Annotated in this window: 3 protein-coding genes; all 3 read right to left on the bottom strand. The window is 38.5% G+C overall.

Going from position 1 to position 19,148, the window contains the following annotated elements; genetic code table 11:
- The 3 genes from pfkA to STYK_RS04875 all read right to left on the bottom strand — a co-directional run bounded on the left by pfkA (nucleotide 1) and on the right by STYK_RS04875 (nucleotide 19,012).
- A complete protein-coding gene (pfkA, locus tag STYK_RS04885; protein WP_000820863.1) occupies nucleotides 1-1,008 on the bottom strand; it encodes a 6-phosphofructokinase in 1,008 nt (335 codons plus the stop codon).
- Nucleotides 1,009-1,089: 81 nt separating this feature from the next.
- Nucleotides 1,090-4,191: a DNA polymerase III subunit alpha gene (locus STYK_RS04880; protein WP_261805338.1), complete on the bottom strand. Its 3,102-nt coding sequence runs from the start codon at nucleotides 4,189-4,191 to the stop codon at nucleotides 1,090-1,092.
- Between the two features lie 133 nt (nucleotides 4,192-4,324).
- Nucleotides 4,325-19,012: a mucin-binding protein gene (locus STYK_RS04875; protein ID WP_261805337.1), complete on the bottom strand. Its 14,688-nt coding sequence runs from the start codon at nucleotides 19,010-19,012 to the stop codon at nucleotides 4,325-4,327.
- Nucleotides 19,013-19,148 lie beyond the last annotated feature (136 nt).

Genomic DNA, 19,148 nt, shown 5'->3' with positions numbered 1-19,148 from the left:
TTATGACAAGCTCTTATTCAAGCTAGATAGCTCAAGGTCAGCCTTGTGTGGGTTGTTAACCACAATCTTACCATCTGCAGTAAGGCTAAACAATGCTCCTTCTTCTGCAGTTCCAAGAATTGGGTTTTCAACCATTTTCTCGTTACGGATACCAACCGCAACACCACCGATACCTTCTTTAAGAAGTTTAACAGCATGTGCACCCATACGTGATGCCAAAACACGGTCACGCGCAGTTGGAGAACCACCACGTTGAATATGTCCAAGTTCTGTCACACGAAGGTCGCTTGTATCCCCAGCTTCTTTTAGTTTTTGACCAAATTCAGCTGCAGACATTACACCTTCTGCCAAGACGATGATGTTGTGTTTTTTACCACACTCATAACCACATTTAATGCTTTCTACGATATCTTCAATCTTGAAGCCTTCTTCAGGAATGATGATTTCATCAGCACCAGTTGCGATACCTGCCCAAAGAGCGATATCACCTGCGTTACGTCCCATAACTTCGATAACAAAAGTACGACGGTGACTTGATGACGTATCACGAATCTTATCGATAGCATCCATAGCAGTCGTAACCGCTGTGTCAAAACCGATTGTGAAGTCAGTACCAACGATATCGTTATCGATTGTACCTGGAAGACCGATAGCTGGGAAGCCATGCTCAGTCAAACGCATAGCACCGTGGTAAGATCCGTCACCACCGATAACAACTACACCTTCAATCCCGTGTTTTTTCAATTGCTCAATCCCTTTAAGTTGCCCTTCAAGTTGAGCGAACTCTGGGTAGCGAGCTGAGTGAAGGAAAGTACCACCACGAGAAATGATGTCTCCTACTGAAGCTGCATCTAGGGGATGAATTTCACCGGCAACCATACCAGCATATCCGTCATAGATACCAAACACTTCCATTCCTTCTGAAATTGCTTGACGAACAACTGCGCGGATGGCAGCGTTCATACCAGGGGCGTCTCCACCACTAGTCAAAACAGCAATACGTTTCATATTGGTTATGCTCCTTTTTCTTTTAACATTCTTACTGATTATATCACATTTAATTGGAAAATTCCTCTATTTTCCGTAATTTTAGCGATAAATCGTTTTCATAACGATTCCATTCAATTTCGCTTCTAATTCATCAGATTTAGTCACAAAATGATGGGGAGAAACAATCGTTCTCTGTTCCTCTTCATACCTGATGATGACTGGGATTGGGCCTTTATATTGGTCTAAAATTCTCGAAATTTCTTGATCCGAATCATGATTCTTCACCTGAATCCAAAAGCGCTCAGCTACCGCTTCTCTTATTTCTTGTGCAATCATTTGCAGACGGCCGTCACGTGACTGGACTTTTCCTTTGATGTAGTAGAATCCACCTTCTTTAACATCATTCCCAACCTGACGATATAAGTCTGAGAAGAGAGTAACATCCAATTTTTTCTTACTATCATCTACCTGTAAGAATGCCATGTTTTCACCCTTTTTGGTCCGAATCACTTTTATTTTCTGAATTTCAACCAATATAATTGAGTGACTATTTTCTGACAAATTTCCGATTGGTGTAATTGGGTAGATAGCCTTACTTGCAATAGCTTGTAGTGGATGTTTGCTAACTCCCACTCCTAGAAGCTCTTGTTCCATATAGAATTTTTCTTGTTCTGTCCAATCTTCCGATTCCTGCCAACTATATATAGTATCACCAAATAAGCTTCCTAACACTTTCGCAAATTCAAATAGATTATCTAAATTATTAAATACTTTTTGACGATTTTTCTCAAATGAATCGAAAAGACCGACTTTTACTAATGGCTCTAACAGAGGAAGTTTCAGATAATTCTCAGGTAATTTAGCTATAAAATCTTCAATGTTAGAATAAGGTCTATTTTCAATAATCCAAAGAGCCAAATCATTGCTGACTCCCTTAATCGACTTCAGACCTAGATAGATGGACTTGTTAGCAATTTTATCATGATAGGGGATGGTATTGATGGACAATGGTGCTACTTCAAAGCCTGCTTCAAGTGCATCTGTTAGGTAATCACTGTTGGAAGAATTCAACATGACCTGATAAAAGATAGCTGGATAATGTGTTTTAAAATAAGCCAACTGGAAGGCCAAGGCTGAGTAGGCATAGGCGTGAGATCGGTTAAAACCATAACCTGCAAACTTCTCCATAACATCAAAAACCTGCTCTGCTTTTTCCACAGTATGACCAGCTTCTATGGAGCCTTGAATAAAGGAAGCCCTCATTTCATGCATGGCAGAGGCATCCTTTTTACCCATAGCTCGACGCAAAATGTCGGCCTTCCCAAGACTAAATCCAGCAAATCGCTGAGCAACCTGCATAACCTGCTCCTGATAGAGCATAATGCCATAAGTTGGAGCCAAAATATCCTCCAGAGCTGAATCTAGAACAGTCACTTCTTCCTGCCCATGTTTTCTAGCTACAAAATTATTGATATAATCACTAGCACCTGGTCGATTTAAGGAAGTAGTTGCTACGACATCTTCAAAACAGACTGGCTGCACACGCTTGAGTAGGCGAATAGCACCCGGTTGCTCGAATTGAAAGATACCTTTTGTATTTCCAGAGGCAAAAAGAGCTAGAGTTTCTTTGTCTTCCAAATCTATTTCTTCAATTTTCAAGTGAATATCTTCGGTTTCAGCAAGCAACTCTTTCATTTTCTGAACAAAGGTCAAATTTCGTAGTCCCAGAAAGTCCATTTTCAAAAGCCCACTAGCTTCAACTCCATGAGCATCATACTGAGTCAGTGGAATTTCATCACCATGCTTCAGAGGGATATAGTTGGTCAAATCCTGGTCACTGATCACAACACCAGCTGCATGGACAGAGGTTTGTCTTGGATAGCCCTCTATCTTGCAAGCAATGTCAAAGGCTTTTTGGTATTCTAACTTACTATTAATTTGCTGACGAAACTGGAGATTGCCCTCATAGGCCGACTTAAGATTATCACGAAAACTGATTTTCTTGGTAATTGCGGACAATTCATACTCTGGCACACCAAAACGCTTCAAAACATCACGTAAAGCTTGCTTGGCCCCAAAGGTAGAAAAAGTAACGATTTGAGCCGCATGCTTACTACCATATTTATTACCAACATATCTGATAAAATCTGGACGATAAATATCTGGAATATCAATATCAATATCAGGCATGGTATAGCGTTCACGATTGAGGAAACGTTCAAAAATCAGATTTTTCTGAACTGGATCAATCCCTGTAATGTCTAAAGCATAGGAAACCAAGCTACCAACTGCGGAACCCCGTCCCATTCCCATATAGTAGCCATTCGAACGTCCAAAACGCAATAAATCCCAGACAACCAAGAAATAATCATCAAAGCCCATATCATGAATAACAGCCAATTCTTGGTCTAGACGGTCTTGATATTCTTTACTAGTCAACCCCTTCTGCGCAAGTCCCAATTCAGCACGTTCTCTCAACTCTTCTACTGCTGGTCTAGCTGGATTAAAACGAGGCAGTTTCAAACTAGTATCCAAGTCATAAGAAATACCTGAAATTAGCTTTTCTAAGTTTTCCAAGGCTTGAGGAAAACGTTCTTGGAATAGTTTCTCTAAAGAACTTGCTGATATAAAAACATCTTGTCTCGAACGCAAAGGAACTTCTCTGAGCGGTAGATTTTCTTTAATCGCTGTTAAAACTTGCAAAATTTCTCTATCCTTACTTTCAAAAGCATTGACCCGATAGAGGGGTAAAATAGGATGATGAAATTCGCTTGCCAGTGTTTCTGGATAAACTCCAATATAGTAATCACAGCCTAGTTCTAACGACTCCAGTCCATCAAAATAAGGCATAATTACCGCAATATCCTCTAGATACTGAGATAGAACTGACCAACTTTTCTCCCCCTGCATCTTGGCTGTTGAAAGTTTCATCAACTGCTGATAGCCTACACTAGATAGAGCTAAAAAGCGCAAATTCACTTCCTGAGCATCCACAAGCACATTCATTTCAAGCCCTAATAAAGGATGAATGCCGTATTTTTTTGTAACCTCTAGAAAGTCAAAAGCACCATAAAGATTATCAATATCCATTATAGCCAGATGAGTGTAGCCGAATTCTTTAGCTGCTCTCACATACTTGGTGATTGAAATGACACTCTCCATAAAACTATAGACTGTTTTTGTATCTAGTTGTGCGATCAATTTACACTTCTCCTCTATCCTTCTCACTATATTATACCATTTTCAAAAAGAGAAAGAAAAGAACCTGAGATGTTAAATCTCAAGTTCTTTCTTTGTCTGATTGCAAGTTAGAATTTAATATGGAGCAAAATGATTATTCTTCATCTTCTCTTTTCTTGCGAGCAATCAATCCAAATCCACTTAGGGCTCCTAGAAGTCCAAGTGCTGCAAGGCTAGCATGATCTTCTGTACCTGTATTTGGAAGTTCACGTTGACCATCCATGTATTGAGGTGTAGAAGGCTCTGCTGGTTGAGCTGGAGTTGTTGGAGTTCCATTATTATTTCCATTGTTATCTCCATTATCTGCAGGTGTTACAGGTTGTGGAGTTTCTGGTTCTGGTTTTGGTTCCGGCTTAGGCTCTGGTTTAGGAGTTGGAGCTGGAGTTGGACCTGGGTATGGAGTTGGATTTGGTGTAGGATCCTTAGGAATGTAGTTGATTGGTGTATCTTGCGTTGGATCACCAGGTACCTCTGGTACTTCGTATCCTTTCGTTGGATCGTTTGGATCAACTGGTTTCAATGGTTGACCTTCTGGGTCTACAGGGATAAATCCTGGTACATAAGGTACTTTAGGTTTATCTGTTCCTGGTTTAGTTGGATCTTTAGGATCGTTTGGATATGTGATTGGATTTGTTGGTGTTCCTGGGATATTTGGAATCCATGAACCTAACTTATCGTAAATCACTGTTTCATTGATATCCTTGATTGTATCAGGAGTTACTTGTACATCTTTAGTTGATGATTCTAGATCACCAGCTTTAGCGATGTATCCTTTCACAACTGGTACTGGGTAACCGTTGAAGATATTATCGTTACGATCTGTTGTCCATTCACCATATGTGATTTCACCAGTTACTAAGTTAACTTTCGCTTCACGTGTGAACTTGATTGTTTCAACACGAGTTTCAGAAACTTCGTTTCCATTGCGATCTACATACTTGATCGTACGTGTAGCTGATTTCTCAGTTACAAGATCTTTCACAGTATTTGGCCATACTGGGCTGTTTGGATCGTTAGGGAATACTGGTTTACCTGGTTCTGGTGTAGATGGTGTCACAGGTGTTCCATCTGGATTCTTCGGTAAGTTTGGATCAGTTGGATCTATTGGTTTACCTGGTGTAACTGGAATAATTCTTTCAGCTACTGTTACAGTGAAGATTTGATCTACAGATTTATCTTTATCAAATACTCTATCTGTATCTTTAGATGGGAACTCGTTCTTAACGACTCTATAACCAGCTTTTTCAAGTTTTTCAATAGTCTTAGTTACTTCATCAACTTTAGACTTAGTGAAGTTAGCTCCTGAATCACCTTCATCAATTACTGGAGTTGATACTACTTTACCTTTTTCATCTACGAAGTTAGTGATAGCTTTTTGTTTATCAGTTACGTAAGTGATTCGCGTATCAGTTCCTGGATCTGTTGGTACTGGTGGTACTTCATATCCTTTAGTTGGATCGTTTGGATCTACTGGTGTTAATGGAACTAGTGGGTTATCCGGACTAATTGGTTTAGTTGGATCTTTTGGCACCACCGGTGTAGTTCCTGGGATATAAGGCACTTTAGGTTTATCAGTTCCAGGTTTAGTTGGATCTTTTGGATCGTTTGGATACGTAACCGGAGGAACTGGTGTAGAACCTTCTGGTACTTTTGGAATCCATGAACCAAGTTTAGTGTAGACAACTTCGATATTTTCATCTTTAGAGTCTGCAGTTAATCCTGTTGTAGCTGCTACTTCTTTTTGTTTGGCATCTTTCAGGATGTAGCCTTTAACGACTGGTGATTCAACTTTATCGAATGTTGTATCTCCATCTTTAGCTGTCCAGTTACCGTATGTGATTTCACCTGTTACAGAGTTAATCTTAGCTTCACGAGTGAATGTAACTTTATCTGTTACTTTCTTAGCCACTTCCTCACCTTTTTCGTTAACGTATGTGATTGTACGGTTCACGTGGCGAGTTGTATCAATCTTCTTGATTAGATTTTCAGTCCATTTTGGTCCATCAGGGTTCTTAGGATCGATTGGTTCACCTGGTTTTGGTTTATTTGGATCATTTGGATTTTCTGGATCTACTGGTTTGATTGGCTCAACGTGTGGTTTAACTGTAACTACGAAGCTTTGATCTACTTTCGTATCTTTATCGTAGTTCTTATCTGTAGCAGTTGTGAATCCGTCACTTACTAAGTCATATCCTAGAGCTTTCAATTCAGCAAGTTTAGCTACTGTACTGTAGTCGATTGGTTCTCCAGATTTACCTTCTAGGTTATCTGTGTGAAGTACTGTTCCAGTTCCTTCTACCACATAAGTTACTTTTGCTTTCTGAGTATCTTTCTCATAAGTGATTTCAGTATCTTCTGTTGGGGTTTCAGGTGTTGGTGGAACATATCCTTTACTTGGATCATTTGGATCTACTGGTTTCAGTGGGTTTCCATTTGGATCTTTTGGAGTTGTTCCTGGAACGTGAGGAATCACTGTTGTTGGTGTTCCTGGTTTCGTTGGATCTGTTGGATCATTTGGATATGGAAGTGGATCAATTGGTGTTTCACCTTCTGGTACTTTCGGTACCCATGAACCAAGTTTAGTGTAAACTACTTCGATGTTTTCATCTTTAGAGTCTGCAGTTAATCCTGTTGTAGCTGCTACTTCTTTTTGTTTGGCATCTTTCAGGATGTATCCGTTAACGACTGGTGATTCAACTTTATCGAATGTTGTATCTCCATCTTTAGCTGTCCAGTTACCGTAAGTGATTTCACCTGTTACTGAATTGATCTTAGCTTCACGATTGAATGTAACTTTATCAGTTACTTTCTTAGCTACTTCCTCACCTTTTTCGTTAACATACTTAATTGTACGGTTCACGTGGCGAGTTGTATCAATCTTCTTGATTAGATCTTCAGTCCATTTTGGTCCATCAGGGTTCTTAGGATCGATTGGATCACCCGGTTTTGGTTTATTTGGATCATTTGGATTTTCTGGATCTACTGGTTTGATTGGCTCAACGTGTGGTTTAACTGTTACTACAAAGCTTTGATCAACTTTTGTATCTTTATCGTAGTTCTTATCTGTAGCTGTTGTGAATCCGTCACTTACTAGGTCATATCCTAGAGCTTTCAATTCAGCAAGTTTAGCTACTGTACTGTACTCGATTGGTTCTCCAGATTTACCTTCTAGGTTATCTGTGTGAAGTACTGTTCCTGTTCCTTCTACCACATAAGTTACTTTCGCTTTTTGAGTATCTTTCTCATAAGTGATTTGCGTATCTTCTGTTGGATTTTCAGGTGTTGGTGGAACATATCCTTTACTTGGATCGTTTGGATCTACTGGTTTCAGTGGATTTCCATTTGGATCTTTTGGAGTTGTTCCTGGAACGTGAGGAATCACTGTTGTTGGTGTTCCTGGTCTAGTTGGATCTGTTGGATCGTTTGGATATTGAGGTTTCTCAACTTTTGGAACTTCGAATCCTTCTGGTACTTTTGGTACATATTTACCTAGTGGTGTGTAAACAACATTTACTACAGAATCAGCTGCATCGTGAGCTACGTTCTCTACTTTTTCAGCTGCTTTAATATCCGCAACGTATCCGTCGATAACTGGTGATGTTACTTCAGCTAATGTTTGAGGTTCAGTCCAATCAGAAGTATAAGTGATTTCACCTGTTACTTTGTTTAAATCACCTTTACGAGAGTAACGAAGTTTTTGTTCTACAGTAGCTGCAGCTTCTTGACCACGTTTAGCTTCTTCTACTTTATCAGTATTAGCGTATCTGTAGTTGATTGTACGATTTACTTCATCTAGTAATCCTAGTTGTTCGTATGTACGTTGTTTTGGATCTCCAGGTACTTTGTCTCCTGGTTTTGGAGTTGTGTTTGGATTGTTTGGATCTAGCGGTTTATCTGGATCGATTGGAGTGATTCCCTCTTTAACGATTACATAGTAAACTTGACTAATTCCATCATTACCTTTGTCATCCTTGTCATCAAATGTACGGTTAGCTTCTGCGTAGAATGCTACACGTTCTGCTGTGTAAGCTGCATCTGTTGGCGCAACTACTTCGTAACCTTTAGCTTCTAATTCAGCTTTAACGTTATCGATGTTTGTTGTCTTAATTGCTTTACCTGTGTCTCCTGCTTCTGCAACTGAAACGTGAACCGCAGTTCCATCAGCTTTAATGAAGTGAACTAGAGCAACTTGAGAACCATCTTTAACATACGTGATTGTAGTGTTTTGAGTTGGGTCTTCTGGTACTTTCGGTACTTCATAACCTTTAGTTGGATCGTTAGGATCTTTCGGAGTTAATGGTTTACCGTCTGGTCCTACTGGTGTTGTACCAGGGATGTATGGTACTACTGGAGTTTCAGTAGGTGTTCCTGGTTTTGTTGGATCTTCATTAGTTGGAGTTTCATATGGTTTTGGTGTTAAATCAGTTCCTGCTGGAGGTGTTACTCCTTCTGGAATTACCGGTACATATGAACCAAGTTTACGGTAGATAATTGTTTCTTCACTATCTTTATCCGTAGCTTGAACATTTTCACGAGCTGTAGATGTCGCAGCTGAAGCTACATATCCAGGTTTGTTTGGTGTTGTTATAGCATCGATTGTTGTGTCATCGCCTTTAGCTTTCCAGTCAGAGAAGTTAGAAACTGCTCCAGTTACTGGATCTAGGTCAGCAGTACGTGTAAATGTTAATGTTTGTACATTATCAGGGATACCCGCATCTGATCCATCAGCTAGTTTGTAGTGAACTGTGTGAGTTACTTCTTCGATTAATCCTAATTCTTTGTAAGTACGTCCCTTCGGATCATTTGGTACTTTATCTTCAGGTTTCGGAGTAACGTTTGGAGTATTTGGATCTGTTGGTTTAGATGGATCGATATTTGCTGGTTTTGTAGTATAGATTACTGTTTCATTAATATCCTCAGCAGTTGCTGTTACTTCTGCCGCTGGTACAGACTCTTTATCTGGAGTGAAGTTTGTAACTTTTGGTGAAGTCACAGATTCAAATGTTTGAGCTGGTGACCAATCTCCGAATGTAATCTTACCACTTACTGGGTTGATTGTTGCTGAACGTTTGAACTCTTTAGTTTCTTGAACTGAATCAGCAGCTTTTGATCCATCTGCGTAAACATACTTGATTGTACGTTTAACTTCCTCTTTACGTCCATCTTCTAACTCTTTGATTAACTCTGGAGTCCATTTTGGTCCTGTTGGATTATTTGGATCAATTGGTTGATCTTTAGTTGGAGTTGGATCGTTTGGATTTACAGTAATTGGCTTAGCAGTTACTAGGACTTTAAATTCTTGGTTAGTCTTAGAGTCTGCGTCGAATTTACCATCTGTTGGGTAATTATTTTCAACAACTGTGTATCCTTTAGCTTTCAGAGCTTCGATTGTAGCTGTTACTTCTGCACCTTTCGTGAATGCTTTTCCTGCATCTCCTGTATCAACGATTGATTGGGCTACTCCACCTTTTTCAGTCTTATCAGTTTCACTGTTTACTTCGATGAAGTGTGTAACTGCTACTTGAGAACCATCTTTCGTATAAACGATTGTAGTATCTTCAGTCGGGTTCGTTGGCACTGGTGGGTTATATCCTTGTTTTGGATCGTTTGGATCTTTCGGAGTTAATGGTTTTCCATTTGGTCCCACTGGTGTAGTTCCTGGTACGTATGGAATCGTAGTTGTAGGAGTTCCTGGTTTTGTAGGATCATCTGGATTATTTGGATATTGTGGGTTTTCAATTGTCGGAGGAGTGAATCCTTCTGGAACAACTGGGACAAATTTACCTAAATCTTTATAGATAACTTTTTCAACAATATCTTTATCCGTTGCATTAACACCCGTTACATCTTTCTTAGATGCTTCTACATCTCCTGTAGCTACATATCCAGGTTTAACTGGGATAGTTGCTTTTCCTTCAAGAGTTGTATCGTTATCTTTAGCCGTCCATTCACTGTAAGTAATTTCTTTTGTTACAGCATTAACTGTTGCTGTACGTGTAAAGCTTACTGTAGTTTCATGTTTAGGTTCTGCTTCAGTTCCACGTTTAGCAGTATCTGCTACATCATCTGCATAAGTATACGTAATTGTACGTTTTACTTCTTCAGCTAGTTTAAGATCTTTATATTTTAGTCCGTCTGGATTGTTTGGATCTACTGGTTTATTTGGATCGAAGTTTGGATCATTTGGATCAATTGTAATTTGTTTTATTTTGTAAACTACAACTTCTTCGAAGTCCGCTGCATCAGCTGTTACTGTCTTAGCTGGAACATCACTTGTTGTTGGATTACTTACTAATGCTGATGTATATCCATCAATTGTTGGTGTTGTCACTGCTTCAAAATCAGCTGTTGTTTTAGGTGTCCAAGTTCCATATTCAATTTCTCCTGTCACAAGGTTAACTTTAGCTGTTCTTGTGAATTCAAGAGTTTGAACTTTCTTACCTGGTACATCTGCACCTAGTTTAGCATCTGGAACTGGAGTTCCATCGTCATAAATATACTTGATAGTACGTGTTACAGATTCAGTTGTCTTCAAGTCTTTAACTGAATCAGGCCATTTTGGTCCATTATTGTCACCTGGAACTACTGGTTGTCCTGGTTCTGGTTTCACATAACCTGGAGTAGTTGGATCTGTTGGAATATCTTTAACAATCGGTTTGAATGTTACTGTATATTCTTGGTTTGTTGACGCATCAGCATCAAATACTTTTTCAGCATCTGTTGATGGATAATCTTTTTCACTTGTATTTACATTGGCTACTTTTTCATATCCACGAGCTAAAATCTTATTGATTGCTGCAGTTACTTCTGCATCTTTAGTGAAAGCTTTTCCTGTATCACCAGTATCTACTACTGAAGGTTCTAGTCCTTTACCAGTTGTATCTACGAATTTAGTTACTGCTACTTGAGAACCATCTTTCGTATAAACGATTGTTGTGTCTCCAGTTGGTGTTGTTGGTACTGGTGGTACATATCCTTGTTTTGGATCACCTGGTACTTTTGGTGTCAACGGTTGTCCATCTGGTCCTACTGGTGTAGTTCCTGGTACATATGGAATCGTTGTTGTTGGTGTTCCTGGTTTTGTAGGATCTGTTGGATTATTTGGATATTGTGGATTTTGAATTGTTGGAGGATTGAATCCTGCTGGTACAACTGGTACATATTTACCTAGTGCTTTGTACACTACTTTTTCCGTAATATCTTTATCTTCTGCCTTAACATTTTCTACAGGTTTAACAGATGTTTCTACATCCCCTGTTGCAACATATCCAGCTACAGCTGGAAGAGCATTTCCTTCTAATGTAGTATCGTTATTTTTAGCTTCCCAATCTCCATAAGTGATTTCTCCTGTTACTGGGTTTACTTTAGCTACACGAGTATAGTTCACTTTTGTAGTAACTGGTTCTACTACATTAGTTCCACCTTTATTTCCATCTTTTTCAGCTTGGTTTAATTCACTTGCTTCTGTTGAGTAAGTGTACGTAATTGTACGTGTTACCTCTTCATTATTTTTAAGTTTCGCAAGTAGTTCATCTGTCCATTTTGGTCCATTTGGATCACTTGGATTAATTGGCTGATCTTTCTTAGGTTCTTTATAATTTGGAGCTTTTGGATCAACTGTGATTAGTTTAGTTTTGTAAACTACTACTTCTTCGAAGTCTTTATCTGTAGCCGCTACAGTTTTCTCTGGTACATTAGCTGTTGTTGGAGTTACTCCTGCAACTGCCGCTGTGTATTTCTCTAATACTGGAGATGTTACAGCTTCGAACGTTTGGTTCGCTGACCAGTCTCCGTATGTGATTTCTCCTGTCGCTACATTAATCTTACCAGGACGAGTGAATTTAAGTGTTTTAACTTTCTTATCAGCTACACTTGTTAGATCAGATTCAGCTACTGGAGTACCATCTTCGTATACATACTTGATTGTACGAGTTACTTCTTCTTGTACTTTTACTGCGTTGATTAGTGCTTCAGTCCATTTTGGTCCATCTGGATTATTTGGATCGATTGGCGTTTTACCTGGAATTGGTCTTGGGTTATCATCACTCTTCGGTTTTGTTGGATCAAATGATGGAATATCAACTACTTTAGCTTTGAATTTCACAACATATTCTTGATCAACTGCTGCATCTTTATCGAACTTATCAGTTGATACAAATCCGTTATTTACTAATTCGTAACCTTTCTTAACAAGTTCAGCAATCTTATCTGTTACTGAAGTTGCTGTTGTAGCTGGGTAAGCTGCTTCTGATTTACCTGTTACTGCGATTGGATCTGCAAGACCTGGAGTAATTACTTTATCTGTATTAGTAGGATCTACTTCTACGAATTTAACTACAGCTTTTTGAGCAACTGGAGTGTAAAGTACTGTGATCTTGTAGTCATCTGCTTCTGCATCGATTGCTGCAGTTGCTTCTACAGTAGCGTTATCTGGAGTGTATCCAGTCACTTCTGGAGAGTTAACAAGGTTAAATTTATCATCTTTGGCTTTTTCTGCATCAGATAATGTAATTGCATCGTTAGATGTTCCACCTACTGGAGTCCATGGTCCAAATGTAACGATTGATTTTTGAGTATCTGTTGCATCTGCTGCTATTGCTTTATTTGTGATGTGGTCGTAGTAAACTACACGAGCTTTGTACTCTTCTGGAGAATCATATCCACTCTTATCTAACACCGCTTTGTAAGTTGCGTATTCTGTTGGATATTCTTTCGCAGCTAATGTGTAGTCGATTGTACGGTCACGTTCAAAGTGAAGTGTTTCAGTCACAGTTGGCGCGGCTGTTGTTCCACGTTTATCTGCTGGTACATCATCTGTACTTGCATATTTGTACTCGATTGTACGTGTTACTTCTTGAGTATCTTTAATTTTACGTGTAACTTTCTTGTGACGTAGGTAAACGTTGAATGCTTGGTCTACATCTTTATCATCATCAAACTTACGTCCACCTTCAATAGCTGTACCTTGAGTATTGTTTGTATAGTCATCTGTTACTAATTCATAACCAAGGTCTTCATATTTCTTGATTGTGTCAGCTGTTAGGTAAGGAATCTTCGTATGAGATTTACCTTGAAGTTCTGGAACACTGTAAGTTGTTTTCGCATCCGCACCCGTAGTAGGAGCAGTTGCTGCTGTTTGAACTTCAAGAATACGAGCATCACCTGTCGCATCTAAGTCGATGTATGTTACTTTGGCTTTTTGAGTATCAGCTTTATAAACAACATACATATCGAAGTTGTCTTTGTCGTCTGATCTTATTGCAGAAGAAGCTGGTTTATACGTTCCTACATCTTTTGTATTTCTATCAATCGGTTTATAAGTACCAATTTCCTTAGTATCTTTAATATGAGCCATTTCTCCTGTTGCATTTGGAGCATTGTATTCTAAAGTTACAACATTCGCTGTATAACCTTTTACAGTAGGAGAAACTATACTATTCATCTCTTCGTTATTTTCTCCATGTTTCCAATCGGAAATAATCAATGTTCCTTGAGAGAATTTAGTACCTTTAGGTATTTCAGTTCCTGCTGTGTATTCTGTACCATTTACATCTCTAACTGTATTCGCAGTTACCATCGGTTGGTCTAATACACCATCTTCATCAAACATTTTATATGTACGAGTATAGTTTAAAGTTTGAGAACGTGTTACTGGTTCATTATTGATCGATAAAATTGGATCATTATTTTTATAAGAAGCTTGACTAGTAGCTGTTGCATCATTATCACTCTCATACACATAGTGAATTGTACGTGTAATCGACGCTTCTGTAACTGGTGTTACTATTGGTGTGTATTTTGCTCTACCGTAATCAGTACCATATTTTTCTGTAACTTTATCATTTGCTACAACATCATTATAGTCTATATCTGGTTGTACTAAATCTACACCTGTTCCTCTTCCTACAAATCCAGGTTCTGGTGTAAATGTAACTTCACCTGTTGGTTTTCCACTTGCATCTTTCACAAGTTCGTATACCCCTTCACCTGTGATTGTTACTTTAGAATCGTTAGTGTTTGCCAGGTCATAACTACGTGGAACCTCTGTTATTGCTCCTGTTGTAGGATCAAGATGTGTTGCGCTTGGTAATATAACTTGATTTAACGGTAATATTCTCTTGACTTTAGTACCCGCTGGAATCGTGTTAGTTGCACGATATTTACCGTCAACTTTTACAACATCTCCTTTTCCTACAATTTGACTAATAGCTGTTTCTTTAGCTAGGGTAGAAATTTTATTACCTGATTCTCGTGGTATAGTATCACCTGTATTATATGTGACATTATTCCATGTATTATTCGCCGTTGTTACTAATGGATTTTTAAGTTTAGCTCCTGCTGGAATTCTTCCTCCGGCAGAAATAGTAGTCTCTGTACCGTTAGCTAGAGTAACAACCGTGTCTGCTGTAACAGGATGAGGATCAACTGGACTAGCTCCCGCTGGGATAGTTTTTCCAGTAACAAGTCGAACATTATTTACTACAACAGAACCTGTACCTGTTACTACCACATCTGCATCTTCAGCAATTTTCGCACGCGCTGGTAATTTATCTTTATCAGGAGTATACGTAACCACCTTACCATCAGCAAGTGTTAATGTAGTAGCCCTACTTACTTCAGTATCTTTATCGTATGAAGATTTATTACTATCTAAAGTATCCGCTAATTTTATACTCTTATTCTTATCTATGATTTCGAATTCATCAGCATACCTAGAATCTGTAATCTTATCTCCTGTTTCAGTTTCCACTGTTCCATATACTGGGATTTGAGGTCTAGCACTTTGTTTTTTACCTTGAACATCAGTAGTTGTAGTATCTTCACCTATTGGTCTCACATCAATAACAGTTGGAATATAACTAGTATCCATTGTTTTATAACCATTATTTCCATTGTTTGTATTTTCAAGAACCTTATCTTTTTCTGCTAATGTAGTAGATATTTTAGAAGCCTCAATTGTATCATTATTAGCTTCCCATCCAGTTGAATTATTATTATCATCCCATGCACGTACAGCAATACCTTTTGCTGTTCCAACATAAGATTTGTTAGGTTTAAATGTTAATGTAGTTTCATATAATCCATTTCCTACAGAAGTATTTTTACCTTCATTAGCAGGATTAACTTTATATGTACCTACTTCATTTCCTGCAGTATCATATTCTGTATACTCACTTAATAAATATTCTGTTTTCCCAGTTAATGGGTTTGTAACTTTAAGTCCTTTACCCAAAACTTTATTATTTTTATCTTTTACTGTTACATATTCTCCTGAATATACAGTGGCACCATTTCGTTCTACATGAACCTTGCCTGTAGAGTCTACACGATAATTTGCAGGTAATCCAGACTTATCAGCAATAGCTTCTTCTGACGCGACTTGCTTATCAGTTAGAACTATTTTCGGCGATAAATTCTCATTTTCAATTTGCGCCCATTTCGTAAATTTAGAATCTTTATTTTTACCATTAGCTATGAACATCGCATTAGTTGATAGTGTAACTGTTTGTTCTCGCCCTTGATAATCTTTTGTCTCATATCTAGTACCACGTGGCATGTGAACTACATGTGTTTGGAAATCCTCTACTTCCCCTGATGATGCCACACCTGTTGGTTCTAGAATCTCATCTTTTGTTAATGAAATACGTAAACGTACTCCTAAGCTATCTGCTGAGGTATCTAGTAATTGTGGCGTGTTTTTGAATTTAATATTGTAAGTTCCATTTTGGTTAACTTCTACGATTTCTGAAGATTCATTAAGATCAAATTTACCGTTGTTGTTGAAGTCTACCCATCCACGGATATAAGCTTTATCATTATTAACACCTAGGTTAGCACGAACACCTTCAAGGACATATTCATTACCTTGGGCTTGACGTAATTTGTACTCAGTTGCTACCGCTGGATCAAGAAGTTGGCTTTCTCCTTCATCTCCAAGAGTACCTTCACCTAAAGCACCTGTTGTGTGGTTATAAACTCCACGAATCGGAAGCTTAGATACTGGGTTCGCCATCTCAATAACATCACCTTGATTTAAAAGTACACGTGTGTTATCAGATTTTTCAATTACAGCATTACCATTTGGTAATAATAAGTATTTACCTGTTACACCCTTATCTGTTGTTACAATTGTTTTTCCTGATTCTAATGGTGTCTCTTTATATTTTTCTGATGTGATTAAATCATCAAGTACCCATCCACCTGAAGGGTCAGTTTTAGTTGAACGGAAATCTGGGTCTCTTTTAACATTACCTAGATATGGCTGAGTAGCTGTTACCTGAGTTTTAACTCCATCTTTAATAACTTCTTTGTTAAAGTCCCCGATAATATGTTGTGCAGAACCGTAAGATTGCGGAGCATCTCCTCCATCATAAATCATGAATCCGATTGTTCCTGCCTGCGCTCCTGCAGAGTTCAAGTACATCGATAATGTTTTAACGTTTTGAGAAAGAGCGATAGGTAATGAGTTTTTAGATCCCATTGATGTGTAGTTCGCTCCAAATGTATTAGTTCCGTATGCAATAGGTTTCCCTTTTTCGTCTAAGTTAACCCAATCTTTTGGATTATATCCCGCTTGCGCAAGACGTCCGTCAGCATTAACATCACTTTCTTTACTTGGATAAACTCCTTTAGCTGTTTTATCATCAATATCTTTTTGAAGATTTAATGCCATGAATTGTTCCCATTTCGTTCCATCTGTTTCAAATTGAACAATTTCTGTACGCCCTGCTTCTTCAGCATCAGCCGCAATTACGTTTACGTCTACAATACGACCATTATATGTCGCAGAAAGTGCAAATGTTACCCCAACGTTAGATTCATCACGAGACGATGTAAATGCAGTAAGCATTTCACTTCCATCTGGATTTGTTGTTGGAAGTCCTGCTTTCCTTAAGTATGACCATTGAGTATCTTGAGATGTAATTAAGACATCCGCATGTCTTTGATCTCCAATTTTTTTATAAAGATTAGCTGATCCTGATGGTACAGCCTTACCATTCACATTAACATAAGAGAACCCAGTTTCTGACAATTTCGTTGCAGATAATTTCTGAGATTCAATGGCTTTGTTGTATGCTTGTACCGCTTCATGGTATGCTTTAGCTTTTGCATAGTAGGTATCTGTATTGGCAAATGTTTCTGTTGGGTATTCTGGTATCGTTAGTGCTACACCATTTACGGAAACCGTTGGGTTATTAGCAAATGTTGTTTTATTTTTTGTAGCATTTTGCTTGAATTTTTTATCCTCAGCTTGTGCTTTTGCTAATTGTTTATCAGAACCCCAATCACCATAATCACGTACAGCATTCACTGGTCCTGCCGGTGTTTTATTTGGATCAGACTCTACATTTTTCGAACCTAGTTTTATAACTGTGGCTGTTAAAGCATAGCCTTCAACCTTCGTTTTAACATTGAACTTCATACCTTCTTGTAAAGCTTCATAAATTTCATGATCATTTTGAGCTCCACCCGTGTAGTATAAATGTTCGACATATTTTGCAGTTCCTGATTTTAAGAATTTATCATCAGTCGTTAAGCCTTTTGAACCATCAGCATAGGTAACAGCACGAACCATTGTGATTTTACCTGTTACAACATCACCATTTGGATATGTGATAGTTTTAGTAATAGGTTGCGCTAATTTTCTTGCAGGCCCTACTACAGTCCCATTAGAGTAGGTAATAGATGCTGCTGCAAAGTCGAACCAGTTAATATTATTTTTAAGTTGCTCTAAGTTTTTTGTACCCGCAGTACCAACAACAGTATCTCCAGAAGGAATATTAGTTTTAACACCATTTATTGTAACAGTTGCTCCACCTGCAGTTCCGTTTCCTTTCTTCTCTACTTCAATCATAGAAGGATCCGTAATGCTTGGGTTGGCATTCATGATTTCACGTTTAACCGCAGCTATCTCTTCTTCTGTTAAATCATTAATATTTTTTACTGGAGTCTTAGTTGTAGGAGCTACGATTGCTGTATTGGTAGTAGTTCCATCCGCCAACACTGCTTCAACCTTACCTACGTGTCCTGCACGTTTCATCTCAGCATAGACAGCTTCGATAGCAGATGAAATACGTTGAAGTTGGGCATCCAATTCTTCCTTAGTGATTTCTCCGGCAGCAAGAGCTTTCTTAGAAGCTTCGATTTGAACTTTTGCTGAAGCTACTGCGGTTGCGATTGCTTCTTTTCCAGCTTTATCTTCTGCCTTTTTATCCGCAAAGTTTGAGGCAGTTGTGTTCAATACTTCTGCTTCAGATGTCAGCTGCTCAAGAACAGTTTTAGTAGCAGTAATTGGGTTTTCTGCTTTCTTTTCGTCCTTTTTATCAGCTTTTTCATCAACTGCTTTATCAGCTTTTTTGTCAGTTAAAGGAGCAGTCAGTGTTGCTTTTTCTTTGTCAGCTGCTTCTGTTTTTTCAGTTGTAGCTGTTTCAGATGCTTTATCATCTTTCTTAGATACTTCAGCAGCTAATTTTGCAACTTCCTCATCACTCAAGGCCGGCTTTTCTACTACAGCCGCTTCTGTCGTAGCAGAGAGAGCTGGTGTCGTCACAGTTGCGACATTCTCACTTACCTTATCATCTTTTGGAGCAGATGCCACAGCTTCTGTTTTATTTTCAGTAGCTGTTTCTTCTGCTTTGGCAGTCGTTTGGGCAGCACCCAAAATCAAGGCTGTCCCCAACAGCACACTCGCAACACCAAAATGATACTTACGGATAGAGAAGCGTTGACTCAAACCATACCAATCAAAAGATTTATTTTTTTGTCTTTTTGATTTATACATTTTAATCACTTTCTTTTTTTTTAGATTTGTAACCATGTGTGCAATTACCTACTTAAATTATACCACCCCCCCCCCGATTTAGTCAACAAATTCAATAGTTTCATGCTTTTATTTTTTAGTTTTTTTCGACTTATAT

This window comes from Streptococcus toyakuensis (assembly GCF_024346585.1).
GTDB lineage: Bacteria > Bacillota > Bacilli > Lactobacillales > Streptococcaceae > Streptococcus > Streptococcus toyakuensis.
The sequence above is the reverse complement of the archived record's forward strand: the minus strand, read 5'-3'. Positions and strand labels throughout refer to the sequence as shown.